18 protein-coding genes are annotated in these 18030 nt (G+C 74.5%); 12 read left to right on the forward strand and 6 right to left on the reverse strand.

The window, feature by feature from the left end:
- The first annotated feature begins 105 nt into the window (after positions 1–105).
- Positions 106–945 (forward strand): MurR/RpiR family transcriptional regulator, encoded by an 840-nt coding sequence (locus AB0424_RS26965; protein WP_366309138.1) that lies wholly within the window; start codon positions 106–108, stop codon positions 943–945.
- A gap of 7 nt (positions 946–952) precedes the next feature.
- Here AB0424_RS26965 and AB0424_RS26970 read toward each other — a convergent pair whose 3' ends face one another.
- From AB0424_RS26970 to AB0424_RS26995, 6 genes are all read right to left on the reverse strand, one after another.
- Entirely contained in the window at positions 953–1324 is a 372-nt protein-coding gene (locus AB0424_RS26970) for a hypothetical protein (protein ID WP_366309139.1), read from the reverse strand.
- 83 nt (positions 1325–1407) lie between these two features.
- Positions 1408–1800 (reverse strand): roadblock/LC7 domain-containing protein, encoded by a 393-nt coding sequence (locus tag AB0424_RS26975; RefSeq protein WP_366309140.1) that lies wholly within the window; start codon positions 1798–1800, stop codon positions 1408–1410.
- Positions 1801–1841: 41 nt separating this feature from the next.
- A complete protein-coding gene (locus tag AB0424_RS26980; RefSeq protein ID WP_366309141.1) occupies positions 1842–2624 on the reverse strand; it encodes a transcriptional regulator in 783 nt (260 codons plus the stop codon).
- A complete protein-coding gene (locus AB0424_RS26985; RefSeq protein WP_366309142.1) occupies positions 2621–3016 on the reverse strand; it encodes a hypothetical protein in 396 nt (131 codons plus the stop codon). The genes AB0424_RS26980 and AB0424_RS26985 overlap by 4 nt, the downstream gene beginning before the upstream one ends.
- 139 nt (positions 3017–3155) lie before the next feature.
- On the reverse strand, positions 3156–3635 hold the full coding sequence (locus AB0424_RS26990) for an SRPBCC family protein (protein WP_366309143.1): 480 nt from the start codon (positions 3633–3635) through the stop codon (positions 3156–3158).
- Between the two features lie 32 nt (positions 3636–3667).
- Positions 3668–4993 (reverse strand): diaminopimelate decarboxylase, encoded by a 1326-nt coding sequence (locus AB0424_RS26995; RefSeq protein ID WP_366309144.1) that lies wholly within the window; start codon positions 4991–4993, stop codon positions 3668–3670.
- A 105-nt stretch (positions 4994–5098) separates the two neighbouring features.
- On the opposite strand from AB0424_RS26995, the gene hutU reads away from it, so the two are divergent.
- The 11 genes from hutU (at position 5099) to AB0424_RS27050 (ending at position 18024) form a co-directional block, all read left to right on the forward strand.
- Positions 5099–6775, forward strand: coding sequence for a urocanate hydratase (hutU, locus tag AB0424_RS27000; RefSeq protein WP_366309145.1), 1677 nt, complete (start codon positions 5099–5101; stop codon positions 6773–6775).
- Between the two features lie 17 nt (positions 6776–6792).
- Positions 6793–7989: an allantoate amidohydrolase gene (locus AB0424_RS27005; protein WP_366309175.1), complete on the forward strand. Its 1197-nt coding sequence runs from the start codon at positions 6793–6795 to the stop codon at positions 7987–7989.
- Positions 7980–9344: a formimidoylglutamate deiminase gene (locus AB0424_RS27010; RefSeq protein WP_366309146.1), complete on the forward strand. Its 1365-nt coding sequence runs from the start codon at positions 7980–7982 to the stop codon at positions 9342–9344. The genes AB0424_RS27005 and AB0424_RS27010 overlap by 10 nt, the downstream gene beginning before the upstream one ends.
- 14 nt (positions 9345–9358) lie before the next feature.
- Positions 9359–10606, forward strand: a complete 1248-nt coding sequence (gene hutI / locus AB0424_RS27015) for an imidazolonepropionase (RefSeq protein WP_366309147.1) — start codon at positions 9359–9361, stop codon at positions 10604–10606.
- Positions 10607–10666: 60 nt separating this feature from the next.
- Positions 10667–11458, forward strand: coding sequence for a hypothetical protein (locus tag AB0424_RS27020; RefSeq protein ID WP_366309148.1), 792 nt, complete (start codon positions 10667–10669; stop codon positions 11456–11458).
- A gap of 43 nt (positions 11459–11501) precedes the next feature.
- Positions 11502–12137, forward strand: a complete 636-nt coding sequence (locus tag AB0424_RS27025) for a LysE family translocator (RefSeq protein WP_366309149.1) — start codon at positions 11502–11504, stop codon at positions 12135–12137.
- 161 nt (positions 12138–12298) lie between these two features.
- The gene (locus AB0424_RS27030; protein WP_366309150.1) at positions 12299–13375 is read left to right on the forward strand and encodes a GNAT family N-acetyltransferase; all 1077 of its coding nucleotides are present in this window, start codon (positions 12299–12301) and stop codon (positions 13373–13375) included.
- 52 nt (positions 13376–13427) lie between these two features.
- Positions 13428–14747, forward strand: coding sequence for a glycosyltransferase (locus AB0424_RS27035; protein WP_366309151.1), 1320 nt, complete (start codon positions 13428–13430; stop codon positions 14745–14747).
- Positions 14744–15553 (forward strand): polysaccharide deacetylase family protein, encoded by an 810-nt coding sequence (locus tag AB0424_RS27040; RefSeq protein ID WP_366309152.1) that lies wholly within the window; start codon positions 14744–14746, stop codon positions 15551–15553. Before AB0424_RS27035 ends, AB0424_RS27040 begins: the two co-directional genes overlap by 4 nt.
- Before the next feature lie 135 nt (positions 15554–15688).
- Positions 15689–17599 carry a hypothetical protein gene (locus AB0424_RS27045; protein ID WP_366309153.1) on the forward strand — a complete coding sequence of 637 codons (1911 nt, stop codon included), beginning with the start codon at positions 15689–15691 and terminating at the stop codon, positions 17597–17599.
- A 32-nt stretch (positions 17600–17631) separates the two neighbouring features.
- Positions 17632–18024: a hypothetical protein gene (locus tag AB0424_RS27050; RefSeq protein ID WP_366309154.1), complete on the forward strand. Its 393-nt coding sequence runs from the start codon at positions 17632–17634 to the stop codon at positions 18022–18024.
- The last annotated feature ends 6 nt before the right edge of the window (positions 18025–18030 follow it).

Below are 18030 nucleotides of genomic sequence, written 5' to 3' on the forward strand. Positions count from 1 at the left end.
CGGTCCCCGCGCAACCTTCCCAGGACGCGGTACGCGCTGGCCCTCCCCTCACCCCGCTGCATATCCTTATGCAGTCTTATCGGCGGGTGAATAGGGAGGGGCGGCATGAGCGACAGTCCGGCCGGCCGGCTGCAGGCGCTCTTCGAGGGGCACCGGCTCACGCCGACCCAGCGGCGGATCGCCCACTGCATGGTGCGGCGCGCCGGGGACGTGCCGTTCCTGTCCAGCGTCGAGCTCGCGGAGCTCGCCGGGGTCAGCCAGCCCTCCGTCACCCGCTTCGCCGTGGCCCTCGGCTTCGACGGCTATCCGGCGCTCCGCCGTCATCTGCGGGAGGTCGCGCCCCCCGAGCCCGGTGCCACCGGGGGCGAGCAGCACAACGAGTACCAGCAGGCCGTGCTCGCCGAGATCGAGAACCTCCAGCACCTCGCCGGGCTGCTCGCCGACCCCGCGCCCGTCGAGCGGGCCGGCCGGCTGCTCGCCGGCTCCCGCCCGCTGCCGGTGCTCGGGCTGCGGGCCGCCTCCTCGCAGGCGCGCGGCTTCGCCTACTTCGCGGCCAAGGTGCACCCCGACGTCCGCCTCCTCGACGAGGGCGGCTCCATGCTCACGGACCGCGTCGACGCGGCCGTCCGGGCCGGGGCCACGGCCCTGCTCTGCTTCGCGCTGCCCCGTCACGCCCGCGAGGTCGTCGAGGCGCTGGAGTACGCGCGGACGGCCGGGCTCACGGTGGTGACCGTCGCCGAGTCGGCGTTCGCGCCCGTCGCCGCCCACAGCGACCTGCTCATCCCGGCCGCCGTCGGCACCGGGCTCGCCTTCGACACCGCCTGCGCGCCGATGATGCTCGGCCGGGTCCTCCTGGAGGCCATGGCGGACGAGCTCCCGGACGCGCAGGCGCGTCTGGAGGAGTTCGACGCGAAGGCGGCGGCGCGGGGTCTGTTCGTCGAGTAGCGGGCGGTCAGACCTCCAGCTCGTTCTCGATCTTCTTCAGCTGGTGGCGGGCCATCGCCAGGTTCGCGCGGCCCTTGTCGAGGGCGAGGTAGAGGAAGAGGCCGTTGGTGTTGCGGCCCTTCAGCAGCCGGATCATGTGGTAGTGGGTGCCGAGGGTGATGAGGATGTCCTCGATCTCGTCGTTCAGCCCCAGCATCTCCATCGCCCGGACCTTGGCCCGGACGACGTCGGTGTTGCCGGCCGCGGCCACGTTCAGGTCGAGCTCCTTGCCGCCGCCGATCGTGCCGAGCGCCATGCCGCTGGTGTAGTCGACGAGGGCGGCGCCGATGGCGCCTTCGATGGTGACCGCTTCCTTGAGGGCCGCTTCGGTGTTCGCCATGGTCGTACTTCCTTTTCGGGTTCTGTTCGGACGGTTCTGTTCGGACGGTTCCGCGCGGTTTCGGTCCCGCGGCGTGCGGGGTGTCAGTTCAGGTCTCTGCGCTCCAGCGCGCCGTCGACGAGTTCGCCTATCCGTGCGCTGGACCGGCGGGCCTCCAGATGGAGCCGGCCCACGTTGATGCGGGGCTCCGCGAGGAGGGTCAGGACGGCGGCGCCGCCCGCCGCGTACGTCGCGACGTAGCCGCTCTCGCCGCGGACGAGGAGCTCCCGGAAGCGGCCCTGCCCGGTGGAGTCGGTCAGCCGCTGCCCGACGCCGAGCGCCGCCGCGGTCAGCGCGGCCACGCTCTCCGCCTCGCCGTCCACGGTGTCGTGGGCCAGCACGAGCCCGTCGGCGCTGGCCGCGAGCGCCCCCGTCAGCTGGGGGAGTCGGGCCCGCAGCCGTCTGAGCTCGCCGAGGACCTCGGCTTCTGCCGTCATGAGCTGTCTCCTCTCGGCGCGCAGGCGCAGGGCACGCCTCATCACAGGTGTGCCTCCAGGGCGTCACGGAGCCGGCGCAGCAGGGCGATGTCGGGATCCGCGACCGGCGGGGCCGGTGCGAGCACCGGCGGTGGCGGTACGGAGTCGGGTACGAGCGGGGTCTCGACGAGACCGGCGGCGGCGAGCCGCCGGACGTCGAGCAGGGTGTGGAAGGCGGGTCGGCCGAGCAGCCGCGCCAGCTCCGCCGGCGTGCGCTCCCCGTCGGCGGCGGCGAGCAGCGCGCGCTGGCGCGCGCCGACGCTCTGGCCGGGGCCGGCGGCGCGGGGCACGACCGGGGCGGTGTCGACGGAGGCGTACGGCCAGACGGCGTCGAGGAGTTCGCGGCGGCGGACGGTCTCGCGCTCGACGGCCTCGGCGGAGACCGGTCGCACCGTGCCGAACCAGTGCCCCACCCCGTACCGGAAGCGGGTCGGTCCGCTGGTGGGGGAGAGGGCGAAGAAGGCCGCGTCGAAGACGGCGCCGAGGTGGCATATCTCCAGCTCGCCGTCGTGGAGCCGGCCGCTGTCGACGAGGAACCGGCCGACGGCGCGGTGGGCGCCGGCCCGGTCGACGGCCTCGTCCCACCCTTCGCGGGGGAGCCGGCCGCCGGCGGTCAGGAGGACGTCGACGCCGGGGGCGGCGGGGCTCTCGGCGTGCACGACGCGGCCGTCGACGAGGTAGAGCGTGCCGTGGTCGCGGAGCAGGGCGCCGGTGGCCTTCTCGGCGGCGAGCCGGACCAGCATCGGGGAGACCGGGGCGGCGGTGGCGGTGGCGGTGGGGCTCATCCGAGGACCAGCCTCTCGGCGAGGTCCCGCAGCCGTATCCGGGCGAGGGCGAGATTGCCGGTGTCGCGGTCGAGCCAGAGATGGAGGAATACGCTGCTGTCGAAGGACGTCTCGACGAAGCGGAGGACGTGATAGCCGGCACGGGTGGTGACGATCAGGTCCTCCACGGGTGGGCCGGGTGGCGCGTCCGGCGCCCCGCTGGTGGTGAAGGAGTCGAACTCGGCCGCGGCGCGGGCTATTTCGGCGGTCTCGGCGGCGGTCGTCTCGTGGTCGCCGGTGGGTGACTCACCCGTCGTCCCCAGGGCCAGCCCGCTGGTCCAGTCGACCAGGGAGGCTCCGCGAGCGCCTGGCAGGGCCATGGCCTCCAGAAGGCACTCGTCGATTCCGGGCACGCGGATTCCCCTCCCGATGCGGCGTGCGGACGTGCGGCAGTGACGGAGACGCTACTCAACGTTCCGGTTCTGGGGAGGCGTTCTGGCATTTTCCATCGGAACATGCCTGTGTCTGACGGAAATTGATCCTGCGCGTCGATCAGATCCGCGACTCGACGGCGTTCGCGATGTCGGACAGGTCCTTGGCCAGCGCCTTGGCGACGGCCTTGGCGCCGAAGCGGGCCAGCAGCCGGGCGACCAGCCCGGGACTGCGGCCGCGGGCGGGCCGGGCCGAGAAGGCCATCCGCAGCGTGGTGCCCCCGCTGCCGTCCGGGGTCAGGGTGAGCTCGGAGACGTAGTGCATGCCGTGCGAGTCGGCCACCGTGACGTACCGGTCGGGCGCCTCGCACTCGGTCACGGTCATCTCCTCCGTGGCCTCCTTGCCCAGCATGCGGCGGGTCTCGCGCCAGCGCGTGCCCACGCCGAAGACGCCCTCGGTGAGCACCTCCACCTTCTCGACGCCGGTCAGGACGCGGGGCATGTCCCCGAGGTCGGTGATCGCCTCCCAGACCCGGCCGGGGGAGGCGGCGACGCGGCGCTCGACGACGACGGAGGTGGTGTCCGGATCCGTAGCGGTCATGGCTCCATGGAAGCCGGGGCGCCGGGCCCCCGCTACCGGACGAGCGCGTCCGCCTCCGCCCCGCCGCCCTCCGCGACGATCTCCGCGAGGGTCTGGGCCCGGCGGACGGCCGTGAACGTCACCGCCCCGTCGTCGGCCACCGCGAAGCCGTGGATGCCGGGTCGGGGCAGGCTGTTGTACGCGTAGTGGTGGGCGAAGTAGTACGCGCCGGTGTCCGGGACGGCCACGACGTCGCCCGGGCGCAGCAGCGGCAGCGCGCGCCCGGCGGCGAGCAGGTCCCCGGCGAAGCAGGCGGGCCCCGCCACGTCCTGGACGGTCTCCTCGCCGGCGTGGGGGCGCCCCTCGGCGTCGTAGGCGAGGACGCGCAGCGGCCAGGAGTCGGGGGCGTAGACCGTACGGGTGGCCAGCTGCACGCCCGCGTGGGTGACCGCGATGGGCCGGCCGCCCGAGGTCTTCGTGTACTCCACCCGGGCGAGGACCGTGCCGTGCTTGGCGAGGAGGGCGCGGCCGAACTCGGTGACCAGCCGGTAGCGGCCGTCGAAGAGGCCGGGGACGGTGTCGGCGAGCAGCCGGGCGTACGCGGCGAACGTCGGCGTCTCCTCGTCGGAGGCGAAGTTCACCGGCAGCCCGCCGCCGATGTCGAGGGTGTCGACCTGCGGCCGGCCGGCCGCGCGGTTGATCTCCTCGGCCAGTGCGTAGGTCTCCCCGACGCCCTGTGCCATCAGGGCGAGCGGAACGCCCTGGGAGCCGGTGTGGGTGTGCAGCCGGGTCAGCCAGGGCCGCTCCAGGAAGGCGTGGACGAGGGTCTTGCGGGCGCCCTCGTCGCGGAGCGCCACACCGAACTTCGAGGTGGCGGTCGCGGTCGACAGGGCGCCGATGGAACCGCTCCCGACCTGCGGGTTCACCCGGAGGCCGAGGGGTGAGGCGGTGGGTGCGGAGGCGACGAGCGCGTCGAGTCTGGCCAGCTCCTGGAGGTTGTCGGCGTTGACGGCGACCCCGAGCGCGAGGGCCTGGCGGAGCTCGGCCGGGGTCTTCGCGGGGGAGTCGAGCACGGTGTGGGTGGGCGGGATGCCGGCGGCGCGGGCGAGGGCGAGCTCGCCGGGGCTGGCGACCTCGGCGCCGAGGCCGGCCTCGCGCAGCAGGCGCAGGACGGGCACGAGCGGGGCGGCCTTCACGGCGAAGGCGTGCAGCACCGGGGCGTCGGTCACGGCGGCGAAAGCGCTGGTCAGGGCGGCGGCGGAGGCGCGGATGCCGGCGGTGTCGAGAAGGGCGACGACCGGTTCGGCGGGGGAGAGGAGTCCTTGGTCGACGGAGGCTCGGACGGCGAGATCTCGGCGGGAGGAGGCCATGTGGCCCATCCTCGTCCATGGCTTCACCGGGACGGGTGAGGGCGGCCCTGTTGACTACAACTATTCATCACGTCAGGATGTGAATATCTGTACGACATTCGAGGAGGCACCGCCATGTCAGGACCCCGCCCCGTACGAGCAGCGCGCGGTACGGAACTGAGCGCCCTGGGATGGCAGCAGGAAGCCGCCCTCCGGATGCTCCAGAACAACCTCGACCCCGAGGTCGCCGAGCACCCCGACAAGCTCGTCGTCTACGGCGGCACCGGCAAGGCCGCCCGCGACTGGCGCTCCTTCGACGCGATGGTCCGCACCCTGCGGACGCTGAAGCAGGACGAGACGATGCTCGTCCAGTCCGGCCGCCCCGTCGGCGTCATGCAGACCCACGAGTGGGCCCCCCGCGTCCTCCTCGCCAACTCCAACCTGGTCGGCGACTGGGCGAACTGGGAGGAGTTCCGGCGCCTGGAGCACCTCGGCCTCACCATGTACGGCCAGATGACGGCCGGCTCCTGGATCTACATCGGCACCCAGGGCATCCTCCAGGGCACCTACGAGACCTTCGCGGCCGTCGCGGCCAAGAAGTTCGGCGGCACCCTCGCGGGCACCATCACCCTCACCGCCGGACTCGGCGGCATGGGCGGCGCCCAGCCCCTCGCCGTGACCATGAACGACGGCGTCGCGATCTGCATCGACGTCGACCCGCGCGCCATCGAGCGCCGCATCGAGCACCGCTACCTGGACGTGAAGGCGGACGACCTCGCCCACGCCCTCCGGCTGGCGACCGAGGCCCGCGACGCCCGTCGCCCGCTCTCCATCGGCCTCCTCGGCAACGCCGCCGAGCTGCTCCCGCAGATGCTCGCCGAGGGCGCCCCGATCGACATCGTGACCGACCAGACCTCCGCCCACGACCCGCTGGCCTACCTGCCGGTCGGCGTGGCCTTCGAGGACATGGCCGACGCCGCCGCCAAGGACCCGGCCGGGTTCACCACCCGCGCCCGCGAGTCCATGGCCAAGCACGTCGAGGCCATGGTCGGCTTCATGGACGCCGGCGCCGAGGTCTTCGACTACGGCAACTCGATCCGCGGCGAGGCCCAGCTCGCCGGCTACGACCGGGCCTTCGCCTTCCCCGGCTTCGTCCCCGCCTACATCCGCCCGCTGTTCTGCGAGGGCAAGGGCCCGTTCCGCTGGGCCGCCCTCTCCGGCGAGGCATCGGACATCCACAAGACGGACAAGGCGATCCTGGAGCTCTTCCCGGAGAACGAGTCCCTGCACCGCTGGATCAAGATGGCCGGCGAGCGCGTCCACTTCCAGGGCCTGCCCGCCCGCATCTGCTGGCTCGGCCAGGGCGAGCGCGACAAGGCCGGCGACATGTTCAACGACATGGTCGGCAACGGCACCCTCGCCGCACCCCTCGCGATCGGCCGCGACCACCTGGACTGCGGCTCCGTCGCCTCCCCGTACCGCGAGACCGAGGCCATGCTCGACGGCTCCGACGCGATCGCGGACTGGCCGCTGCTGAACGCCATGGTCAACGTCGCCTCCGGCGCGTCCTGGGTCTCCATCCACCACGGCGGCGGCGTCGGCATGGGCCGCTCCATCCACGCCGGCCAGGTCTCCGTCGCCGACGGCACCGCGCTCGCCGGCGAGAAGATCCGCCGCGTGCTCACCAACGACCCCGGCATGGGCGTCATCCGCCACGTCGACGCGGGCTACGACATCGCGGAGCGCGTCGCCGACGAGAAGGGCGTCCGCGTCCCGATGCGCGAGGGCTCCGAGGACGAGGGCTCCGCGTGAGCGACAGCTTCCACGCCATGTGGCGGTCGCTGCGGCCCATCGGCCGCAGCGCCGCCTCGGGCGGCTACCGCCGCTACGCCTGGACCCAGGCCGACGCCGACTGCCGGCTCTGGTTCCGGATGCAGGCCGAGGCCCGACGTCTGGACGTCGAGACCGACCGCAACGGCAACCAGTGGGCCTGGCTCGGCGACCCGACGGCCGGCGACGCCGTGGTCACCGGCTCGCACCTTGACTCCGTCCCCGACGGCGGCGCCTTCGACGGCCCCCTCGGCGTCGTGTCCGCCTTCGCCGCCCTCGACGAACTCCGCTCCCGCGGCGTCTCGTTCCGGCGGCCCCTCGCCATCGTCAACTTCGGCGACGAGGAGGGCGCCCGCTTCGGCCTCGCCTGCGTCGGCTCCCGCCTCACCGGCGGCCGGCTGACGAAGGAGCAGGCGTACGAGCTCCGCGACGCCGACGGCGTCACCCTCCCGCAGGCCATGGAGGCGGCCGGGTACGACCCCGAGGCGATCGGCCCCGACCCCGAACGGCTCGCCCGGATCGGCGCCTTCGTCGAACTGCACGTCGAGCAGGGGCGGGCCCTCGACCTCTCCGGCGACGCCATCGGCATCGCCTCCGCCATCTGGCCGCACGGCCGCTGGCGGTACGACTTCGCGGGCGAGGCCAACCACGCCGGCACCACCCGCCTCGTCGACCGCCGCGACCCGATGCTCACCTACGCGGAGACGGTCCTCGCCGCCCGCCGCGAGGCCGAACTCGCCGGTGCCGTCGCCACCTTCGGCAAGATCGCGGTCGAGCCGAACGGCGTCAACGCCATCCCGTCGCTGGTCCGCGGCTGGCTCGACGCCCGCGCCGCCGACCAGGGCGCCCTGGACAAGGTCGTCACCGGCATCGAGGCGGAGGCCCGCGCCTTCGCCGACCGCCACGGCATCGACCTCACCGTCGTCCGGGAGTCCTTCACCCCGGTGGTGGACTTCTCGCACGCCCTGCGCGACGAGCTGTCCCGGATCCTCGGGACCTCGGGCAAGGTCCCCGTCCTCGGCACCGGCGCCGGCCACGACGCGGGCATCCTGTCCGAGTCGATCCCGACCGCCATGCTGTTCGTACGGAACCCCACCGGCGTCTCGCACTCCCCGGCCGAATCCGCGGCCGAGGACGACTGCGTGGCCGGAGTCCTCGCACTCGCCGACGTACTGGAGGAGCTGGCGTGCCGCTGACGACGTACTGGCTGGAACACGCCTGGCTCGGCACCAACGTCGAGCCGGGCGTGGCCCTGACCGTGTCCACCGGCGACTCCGCCGCGGGCTCCCGGGACGGCCGCATCGACGCCGTGCGCACGGGAGTGGACACGCCCCCGCCCGGCGCCGTCGTCCTGCGCGGACTGACGATCCCCGGCCTGGCCAACGCCCACTCGCACGCCTTCCACCGCGCCCTGCGCGGCACCGTCCAGGTCGGCTCCGGCACCTTCTGGACCTGGCGCGAGGTCATGTACAACGTGGCCCAGCGCCTCACCCCCGACAGCTACTTCGCCCTCGCCCGCGCCGTGTACGCGGAGATGGCGCTGGCGGGCATCACGGCCGTCGGCGAGTTCCACTACCTCCACCACGCGCCCGGCGGCACCCCCTACGCCGACCCCAACGCCATGGGCGAGGCCCTGATCGCCGCCGCCGGCGAGGCCGGCATCCGCATCACCCTCCTCGACACCGCGTACCTCTCGTCGGGCTTCGGTGCCGCGCCCGAACGCCACCAGCTCCGCTTCTCCGACGGCACGGCCGAGGCGTGGGCCGAGCGGGTGAGCGGCCTCAAGGAACGGGACGGCGTGCGGATCGGGGCGGCGATCCACTCCGTGCGCGCGGTCCCGGCGGACCAGCTGTCGACGGTGGCCCGCTGGGCCCAGGACCGGCAGGCCCCCCTCCACGTCCACCTCTCCGAGCAGACCGCCGAGAACGACGCCTGCCTCGCCGCCCACGGCCGCACGCCCACCCAGCTCCTCGCCGACCACGGCGTGCTCGACCCCCGGACCACGGGCGTCCACAACACCCACATGACGGGCGGCGACATCGCCCTCATCGGCTCGACGTCCACCGGCACCTGCATGTGCCCCACGACGGAACGCGACCTGGCCGACGGCATCGGTCCCGCCGTCGCCCTCCAGCAGGCCGGCTCCCCGCTGTCCCTCGGCAGCGACAGCCACGCGGTGATCGACCTCCTGGAGGAGGCGCGCGCGATGGAGCTGAACGAACGCCTGCGCACCCGCACCCGCGGCCACTGGACGACTGCGGCCCTCCTGCGCGCCGCCACGGCGGACGGCCATGCCGCCCTCGGCTGGACGGACGCCGGCACCCTGGAGCCGGGCGCCCTGGCCGACTTCACGACGCTCGCGCTGGACTCGGTCAGGACAGCGGGACCGGCACCGCGTCTGGCAGCCGAGACGGCGGTATTCGCAGCGTCGGCCGCGGACGTGCGGCACACGATCGTGGGCGGCCGCCATGTCGTACGGGACGGGATCCACGCCGTCGTCCCGGACGCGGCCCAGGCCCTCGCGGACTCGATCGCCGCGCTGCGCGGCTGAAGGAGAGACCCCTCATGAACACCGGCCCCGAGGCGACGAACAACAAGGCGGCGAACTCCGCGCCCACGAGCGCGAACAGCGCCGTGGCGACGACCGCCACCGCCATCGTCAACATCGCCAGTCTCGTCACCAACGACCCCTCCTCCGGTGATGGAACTCCTCTCGGCCTGATCCAGGACGCGGCCGTCGTCATCGACGGCGACCGCGTCGTCTGGGTCGGTGAATCCAGCAAAGCACCCGCCACTGACAACCGGGTCGACGCCGGGGGCCGGGCCGTGATCCCCGGCTTCGTCGACTCCCACTCGCACCTCGTCTTCGCGGGCGACCGCACCGCCGAGTTCAACGCCCGCATGTCGGGACAGCCCTACAAGGCGGGCGGCATCCGCACCACCGTCGCGGCGACCCGGGCGGCCTCGGACGAACAGCTCTCCGCGAACGTGGCCCGCTACCTCCGCGAGGCCCTCCGCCAGGGCACCACCACCTTCGAGACCAAGTCGGGCTACGGCCTGACGGTCGAGGACGAGGCCCGCGCCCTGCGCATCGCGGCCGAGCACACCGACGAGGTCACCTACCTCGGCGCGCACATCGTCTCGCCGGACTACGCCGACGACCCGGCGGCCTACGTGGAGCTGGTGACGGGCGAGATGCTCGACGCCTGCGCCCCGTACGCCCGCTGGGTGGACGTCTTCTGCGAGAAGGGCGCCTTCGACGGCGACCAGGCACGCGCCATCCTCACCGCCGGCAAGGCGAAGGGCCTCCACCCCCGGGTGCACGCCAACCAGCTCACGTACGGCCCCGGCGTCCAGCTGGCGGTGGAACTGGACGCGGCGAGCGCCGACCACTGCACCCATCTGACGGACGCGGACGTGGACGCGCTCGCCTCCGGCGACACGGTCGCCACGCTGCTGCCCGGGGCGGAGTTCTCCACCCGCGCCGAGTGGCCGAACGCCCGCCGCCTCCTGGACGCGGGCGTCACCGTCGCCCTGTCCACGGACTGCAACCCCGGCTCGTCCTTCACCTCCTCCGTCCCCTTCTGCATCGCCCTCGCGGTGAGGGACATGGGCATGACGCCCGACGAGGCCGTCTGGGCGGCGACCGCCGGCGGCGCCGCGGCCCTGCGCCGCACCGACGTCGGCCGCCTCGTGCCCGGCGCCCGCGCGGACCTCGCCGTCCTCGACGCCCCCTCCGCCGTCCACCTGGCCTACCGCCCCGGCGTCCCGCTGGTCACCGAGGTCTGGCGGGCCGGCGTACGGGTGGTCTGAGCACGGGATTGAGTAGCGGTACTCAGGCGGGGGCCCGGCGCCCTCGCCGAGACTTCGATCATGACCTCGACGCCCTCGCGGAACACCCGAATCGGCAGCGGCCTCGCGCTGGCCGCCCTGTGCGCCCTCGCCCTGACCGCCTGCGGCACGACCGAGGCCGGCAAGGCCGCCCCGGCACGCTCCGGGGCGGCCGCCGCCCAGGTGGGGAACCCCACCGCGAGCCCCTCCGCGCCCGCCCCCTCCGCGACCCCCACCGCCCCCCGCACCGACCCCGCCGACGACCCCCGCCTCACCCCCGCGCAGCAGACGGCCGAGCTCCGGATGATGCAGCTCGCCCTCACCGTCGCCGAACCGTGCGCGGGCGGCCCGGCCACCGGGCCGTCGGCCCTGCCGGAGCCGCCCCTCGGCGAGTCGGGGGAACCGGCGCGGGACCCGGGCGCGCCGCTCCCGCCGCCGGCCGGCGGCCCGTCCGAGGTCCCCGTCCCGATCGACGACCCGGCCCCGGAGACCGGCCCGTCCTGGGACTTCGAGCGCGCCCGCCGGGAAGCCGAGCTGGGCGACGTCGACAAGTGCGCGGCGGGCCGCCACGGCGAGCGCATCGGCAAGGCCCTCGACGGCCGGACCCCGGCGGACCCGGCCGCCGTCGAGAAGGCCCTCCACGGCCTCGGGTACGACGTCGCCTACCGCCTCGACGGCCCCCGGAAGAAGGGCGACGCGGTCGTGTTCACCCTCGACCTCCGCTTCATGGGTGAGCTGTGCCTCGCCGGCACCTTCGACGGCACCCGCACCGCCTTCGAGCCCTACGGCGCCTCCCCCGAGGTCGCCTGCACGGACGTGCGCCGCCGCGCCTGAGGGCACACCGGGGCCGCGCCGACGACCCCCTACCCTCGGGGCCATGACCGTCACCACCGCGCTCTGGTCCTTCGCCCTGGTCGTGGGGCTCCTCACCCTCACCCCGGGCCTCGACACCGCCCTGGTCCTGCGCACCTCGGCCCTCGGTCACCGCGCGCGGGCCTGGGGCGTCGTCCTCGGCATCCAGACCGGCGTCCTCGCCTGGGGCGCGCTGACGTCGCTGGGCGTGACCGCGCTCCTCACGGCCTCCCACCTCGCCTACGAGCTCCTGCGGTGGGCGGGGGCCGCGTACCTGGTCTGGATGGGCGTCCGGATGCTCCGCAGGACCTTCCGCGGCCTCCCCGCCGCGGACCCGGACGAACCGGCCCCCGCCGCGCAGGACTCCCTGGCGGCCGGCTGGCGCCAGGGCGCCCTCACCAACCTCCTCAACCCGAAGGTCGGCGCCTTCTACGTCGCCGTCCTCCCGCAGTTCCTCCCCCCGGACACCGACCACCTGGCGATGGGCCTGCTGCTCACCGCCGAGCACATCCTCCTCGGCCTGCTCTGGTCCACCGCCCTCGTCGCCTGCGCCCGCCTCCTCTCCGCCCGGCTCCGCCGCCCCTCCACCCGCCGCACCCTCGACCGCCTCACCGGCACCGTCATCGCCGCCTTCGGCATCCGCCTGGCCTTCGGCGACTGACCGGCGGCGCCGGGTGCGGCCCGCATCGCCCGGTCCGTTCCCTCACAAGTCGGGCACGGAAGACCGGGTACCCCTTCCCCTCCGGTTGCGGACGGGTACCGTCCTGTCCTGGCAGCACTCAGGGGGAAGGCCGGGGGGTCGGTAAGGTGAGCGCTTTTCGCATGCGGATCGTGAGGCCCGGGGAGCTGACCGACCGCGAGATCGAGGTGTGGCGGGAGCTGCGGATCAAGTCCGGGGCGCCCGCGAACCCCTTCATGGAACCGGAGTTCACCCGCGCGGTGGCCGAGGTGCGGCCCGGATCGCGGGTCGCGGTGTGGTGCGAGGGCGACGAGCCCGTCGGGTTCTTCCCGTACGAGAGAGGCCCGTTCGGGATCGGCCGGGCGATCGGCTTCGGCGTCTCCGACAGCCAGGGGGCCGTCCTGAGGCCCGGCCTGCGCCCTGCTGCACGGGCCGTGCTGCGCGCCTGCGGGCTCGCCGTGTGGGGCTTCGACAACCTGGAGGACGGCCAGCCGGTCTTCGAGGGCGCGGCCGTCGAGTCCTTCGCCTCGCCCGTGATCGACGTCGGCGAGGGGTACGCGGCCTACGAGGCGCAGCTGCGCCTGCGCTCGCCCAAGTTCCTCCGGACCACCCTGGCCAAGGAGCGCAAGCTCGGCCGCCGTTCCGACGAGGAGGTCCGCTTCGTCTTCGACGAGCGCGACCCCGCGGCCCTGCGCACCCTCATGGAGTGGAAGTCCGCCCAGTACCGCAGGACCGGCCGGGGCGACCGCTTCGCCAAGGAGTGGATCAGCGCCCTCGTCCGCCGCCTCCACCAGCAGCGCGCCCCGGGCTGCTCCGGGGTGCTGTCGGTGCTCTACCTCGGGGACCGGCCGATCGCCGCCCACTTCGGCCTGCGCTCGCGCTCCGTCCTCGCCTGCTGGTTCCCCTCCTACGACCCGGAGTTCGCGAAGTTCTCGCCCGGTCTGGTGCTCCATCTGCGGATGGCGCAGGGCGCGGCGGCCGCCGGGATCACCCTGCTCGACCTGGGGCGCGGGGCCGCCGAGTACAAGGACTCGCTGAAGACGGGCGAGCTGAGGGTGCACGAGGGGACCGTCGTCCGCCCGGGCGTCCGCGCCGCCCTCCACTGGGTGCGCCGCGAACCGCCCCGCCGGGTCGTCGGGTTCGTCCGCGAACGACCGGCCCTCGCCGCCCGCGGCCGCGCCGCCCTCAACGGTCTGGCCCGCCTGCGGGGCAACCGTTGACCCCCTGCCCCCGCCCCGCCCTCGTCCGCCGTACCTCCGTGGGGGATCCCCGATGAGCAGCCCTGCACCCCGGCCGATATCCGTGGCCGAGCTCGACCTCGACACGCCCGAAGGGCCCGTCCTGGCCTTCCGCCCGGCGCCCGGGGGCCCTCCGGTCGAGCCGGGCGAGGTGTACGCGCTGGTGCGGCTCCGGGGCCGGCCCGCGGCCACCGTGGTCGCGGTCGTGGCGGAGGGAGAGGACCCGGCCGAGGTGCTCGCCGGCCCGGCCCGGCGCCGGCTCGCCGAGGCGGGCCCCCGGACGGCCGCCGAGCGGCTGGCCGCCGCGCGGCCGCTCGCCCGCCCCGACCTCCTGGCCCGGAGCCGGCCCGTCGCCGTCCCGCCCCGCGCCTCCGTCGTCGTCGCCACCCGCGAGCGCCCCGAGCAGCTGGCCCGCGCGCTCGACTCGCTGCTGGCCCAGGACCACCCCGACCACGAGCTGATCGTCGTGGACAACGCGCCGCTCACCACCGACACCCACGACCTGGTCACCGGGACGTACGCGGACCGCGTCCGGTACGTGCGCGAGGACACCCCGGGACTCGCCGTCGCCCACAACGCGGGCCTCGCCGCCGCCGACGGCACCGTCGTCGCCTTCACCGACGACGACGTGATCGCCGACCCGCACTGGCTGACCGCCCTGACCGAGCCCTTCGCCGCCGATCCCGGCCTCGGCTGCGTCACGGGCCTGATCCTGCCCGCCCGGCTGCGCACCCCGGCCCAGATCCTCCTGGAGTCGCACGGCGGCTTCGCCAAGGGGTTCGCGCCGCGCGTGTACGACCCCGCCGAGCCGCCCGCCGACGAGCCGCTCTTCCCGTTCACGGCGGGCAGCTTCGGATCGGGCGCCAACATGGCGTTCCGCGCCGCGGCCCTGCGCGAGGCCGGCGGCTTCGACCCGGCGACCGGCACGGGCACCGCGGCCCGGGGCGGCGACGACCTGTACGCCTTCGTCGCGGTCCTCTCCGCCGGCTTCCGGCTCCGGTACACCGCCGAGGCCCTCGTCTGGCACCACCACCGCGACACCTGGCAGGACCTGCGGAACCAGGCGTACGGCTACGGCGCGGGCCTCACCGCGTACCTCACGGCGACGCTGGTGCGCCGCCCCCGCCTGCTGCCCGCGCTGCTCGCCCGGCTCCCGCGCGGCCTCGCCCACGCCCGGACGATGACGGCGCAGCGCGGGGAGGGCCCCGCCGGCGGCGTCCCGGGCGAGCACGGCACCCACCACCATCCCTGGCCTCGCGGCCTCTCCCGACTGGAGCGACGCGGCATGCTCTTCGGCCCGATCGGATACGCGCAGGCCCGCGTGCGGGCGCGGCGGGGGAGGAACGCCCGATGAGCGGGACCCCCGTCCACCGCCGGATACCCGTCCTCCTCTACCACGCCGTGATGGAGGACCCGCCGGACTGGATCGCCGAATTCACCGTCTCGCCGCGGGAGTTCGCCTCCCAGCTGGACGCGGTCGTCGCCAGCGGCCGGACCGCGGTCACCGTCGGCGAGCTCGCCGCGCACGTCACCGCCGGGACCCCGCTGCCGCCCCGCCCCGTCGTCCTCACCTTCGACGACGGCTTCGCCGACCTGGTCGGGCCGACGGCCGAGGCGCTCGCCGCCCGCAAGCTGCCGGCGACCGCCTACCTGACCACCGGCGCCCTCACCCCCGGCCGGCCCTGTCTGCTGCCGCCCGCGCCGATGATGACGCTCGCGCAGGCGCCGCGCCTGGAGCAGTACGGCATGGAGGTCGGCGCCCACACCGTCACCCACCCGCAGCTCGACACCCTGGCGCCGAACGCGCTGCGCCGTGAGCTGGGCGAGGCCAGGGCGGTCCTGGAGGACGTCCTCGGCCACGAGGTCCGGCACCTCGCCTACCCCCACGGCTACAACAGCCCGGCCGTCCGGCGGGCCGCCGCGGCCGCCGGGTACACCTCGGCCGTCGCCGTCCGGCACGCGCTCAGCTCCGGGACCGACGAGGTCTTCCGCATCGCCCGGCTCATCCTGCGCCGCGGCCACACCGTCGCCGACGTCGAGCAGTGGATGGAGGGGCGCGGCGCGAAGGCCGCGCCCTACCCGGACTCGCTGCCCACCGTCGGCTGGCGGATGTACCGCAGGGCCCGCGCCCTGCTCAAGGGGCCCGAGTTCGCGGGCTGACCGCGCGCTCGACGGTGCCGTCGCGCACCGCGGGCGGACGACGATCCGGGACCTTCCGGGAGTTGATCGCCCGAACGGAACCGAAGTACCTTCCTGTACTTCGCCGAAGGGACAGTTCGTGGGGGGAGTGGCGTCGTGCAGCACCATGTGCCAACACCGGTGACCGGGAGCGGCGTTCCGTCGCGGCCCGACCCGGCCGGCCGGGAGGCGAAGGGCGCGGCCGCGGACCGCGGGCGCGCCGGACGCCCCGACCTCGCCGGGCTCCTCCGCTCACCCGTCACCCACAACGTCGCCCCGCTGGCCGCGGCCGCCGCGCTCTGGCTCTGGGCGCTGCCGCGGATCGACTACCGCGACATGGACCAGTTCGGGCTGCTCGACCGCTTCCCGATCGCCTTCTACGCCGCGCTCGCCGTCCTGACCTTCGGCTTCGTCCTCACCCTGCGCCGGGCGGGCACCGCGCCGCTCTGGCCCGCGACGTACTGCGCGGCGATGCTCGTCGCCCTCAAGGCGCCGCCCGCGATCCTCTACGACACCGTCCGCTACGCCTGGGCGTCCAAGCACGACGCGATCATCACCCGGCTGCTGACCGAGGGGACCGTCCACCCGGGCCGCCCCCTGACCGGCGGCATGTCCGCGTACGACCAGTGGCCGGGCTTCTTCGCCCTCGACGCGGCCCTCGTCCGGGCCTTCGGCGTCGACGCCGCCGCCTCGTTCATCAACTGGGCGCCGGTCGCGCTCGGCATGCTGACCGTGCCCGTCCTCATCCTCGTCTACCGCACCTTCAGCGACGACTGGCGTCTCGTCTGGACCGGCGTGTGGATCTTCCAGCTGGCGAACTGGGTGGGCCAGGACTACCTGTCGCCGCAGGGCTTCTCGTACCTGCTCTACCTCACCGTGTTCGCCGTCGTCGTCCGGCACTTCGTGCTGCCCGGCTCGGCCGGCGACCTCCGCGACCGGTCCACGCTCGACCCGGCCGCCTCCTCCGTGCCGCCGCCCACCACGACCCGGCAGCGCGCGGTCGCCGTCCTGTTCCTCCTGCCGATCATCGCGACGATCAACGCCTCGCACCAGCTCACCCCCATCATGCTGTGCGCGACCCTGTTCGTCCTCTGCCTCACCCGCCGCTACCGCAACCTCGGTCTGCTCGCCGTCTCCGGTGCCGTCATGCTCGTCTGGAACCTGACGATGGGCCGGGAGCTCTTCCTGGAGACCCTCGGCACCCTCCGCGAGAAGGCCGGCGACCTGCTCGGCAACTCGCGGCCCGGCTTCGCCGGCGACCCCACCGGCCCCGGCCCCGAACTCGTCGGCGGCGCCAACATCGTCATGGTCCTCGCGCTCGGCGGCCTCGCCGCCGCGGCCGTCCTGCTCCGCCGCCGGCTGGTCCGCAGCGCCCTGCCGCTGCTGCTCGCGGCCGCCGCGCCCGTGCCGATGTTCGCGGTGAACGACTACGGCGGCGAGATGATCTTCCGCGTCTACCTCTTCGGGCTCCCCGGCGCGGCCTTCTTCGCCGCCGCCGCGCTCGTGCCCGCGGCCGGCGCCACGAGCCGCGCCGCCGTCCTCGCCCGCAGGGCGACGGCCGTCGCCCTGCCCGTCACCCTCGTCGTCATGCTCGCCGGATTCCTGCCCTCGTACTACGGCAAGGAGGGCATGCACTACGCCCCGTCCGGCGAGACCGCGCTCACCCGGCACGCCTTCGACCAGGCTCCCGAGGGCGCGCTGATCATCGCGGCGACGGGCGCCTTCCCCGACTCGTACTACCGCTACGACCGGTACGACCGGTGGTTCTTCACCGAGCAGGAGGTCGACGAGAACCTGCGGATGCTGAAGGACCCGGCCGGCTATCTGGCCGGCGGCATCCCCGCGGGCCAGCCCGCGTTCGTCGTCCTCACCCGCACCCAGTCCGAGTCCGTCATCGGCGAGGGGTACCTCCCGGAGGGCGGCTTCGACACCGTGCGCACGGCGCTGGAGAAGTCCCCGCTCTTCACGGTCCTCATGAAGAACCCGTACGGGACCGTCCTGCGCTACACGCCGCCCGCCGCCCGCTGACCGCCCGTCGAACCCCCAGGAACAGGTACGCCATGGCCCCGCCACGCCTGACCCCGCGCGTCCAGCGCCGCGCCGCGCTCGCGGCCTCCGGATGGGTCGCGCTCGCCGCGACCGCGCTCCCCGGCGGCTCGCCGCTGCGCTGGATCCCCGTCCTCGTCTTCGTCACCGTCGCACCGGGCCTCGCCCTGCTGATGCCCCAGCCGCTCGGCCTGCGGCCGGGAGCCCGCCTGGAGGCCCTGGCGCTCGCCGCGCCCGTCAGCCTCTCCGTGGCCACGCTCACCGCGACCACCCTCTTCCTGACCAGGACGTTCTCCCTCACCGCCTTCCTGCTGGTCCTCGCCCTCTTCGTCACCGTCGCCGCCCTGCTCCCCGGCGTCCCCCTCCCCGCCGCCACCCGCGGCGCGGTGGAACGCGACCCGGCCTGACCGACG

This window comes from Streptomyces sp. NPDC051180, from assembly GCF_040689545.1.
Classification (GTDB): Bacteria; Actinomycetota; Actinomycetes; order Streptomycetales; family Streptomycetaceae; genus Streptomyces.

Coding starts and splice junctions, on each gene's coding strand:
- AB0424_RS26965 (WP_366309138.1), top strand. CDS start 106: ATGAGCGACAGTCCGGCCGGCCGGCTGCAGGCGCTCTTCGAGGGGCAC.
- AB0424_RS26970 (WP_366309139.1), bottom strand. CDS start 1,324: ATGGCGAACACCGAAGCGGCCCTCAAGGAAGCGGTCACCATCGAAGGC.
- AB0424_RS26975 (WP_366309140.1), bottom strand. CDS start 1,800: ATGACGGCAGAAGCCGAGGTCCTCGGCGAGCTCAGACGGCTGCGGGCC.
- AB0424_RS26980 (WP_366309141.1), bottom strand. CDS start 2,624: ATGAGCCCCACCGCCACCGCCACCGCCGCCCCGGTCTCCCCGATGCTG.
- AB0424_RS26990 (WP_366309143.1), bottom strand. CDS start 3,635: ATGACCGCTACGGATCCGGACACCACCTCCGTCGTCGTCGAGCGCCGC.
- AB0424_RS26995 (WP_366309144.1), bottom strand. CDS start 4,993: ATGGGCCACATGGCCTCCTCCCGCCGAGATCTCGCCGTCCGAGCCTCC.
- hutU (WP_366309145.1), top strand. CDS start 5,099: ATGTCAGGACCCCGCCCCGTACGAGCAGCGCGCGGTACGGAACTGAGC.
- AB0424_RS27005 (WP_366309175.1), top strand. CDS start 6,793: ATGTGGCGGTCGCTGCGGCCCATCGGCCGCAGCGCCGCCTCGGGCGGC.
- hutI (WP_366309147.1), top strand. CDS start 9,359: ATGAACACCGGCCCCGAGGCGACGAACAACAAGGCGGCGAACTCCGCG.
- AB0424_RS27020 (WP_366309148.1), top strand. CDS start 10,667: ATGACCTCGACGCCCTCGCGGAACACCCGAATCGGCAGCGGCCTCGCG.
- AB0424_RS27025 (WP_366309149.1), top strand. CDS start 11,502: ATGACCGTCACCACCGCGCTCTGGTCCTTCGCCCTGGTCGTGGGGCTC.
- AB0424_RS27030 (WP_366309150.1), top strand. CDS start 12,299: ATGCGGATCGTGAGGCCCGGGGAGCTGACCGACCGCGAGATCGAGGTG.
- AB0424_RS27035 (WP_366309151.1), top strand. CDS start 13,428: ATGAGCAGCCCTGCACCCCGGCCGATATCCGTGGCCGAGCTCGACCTC.
- AB0424_RS27040 (WP_366309152.1), top strand. CDS start 14,744: ATGAGCGGGACCCCCGTCCACCGCCGGATACCCGTCCTCCTCTACCAC.
- AB0424_RS27050 (WP_366309154.1), top strand. CDS start 17,632: ATGGCCCCGCCACGCCTGACCCCGCGCGTCCAGCGCCGCGCCGCGCTC.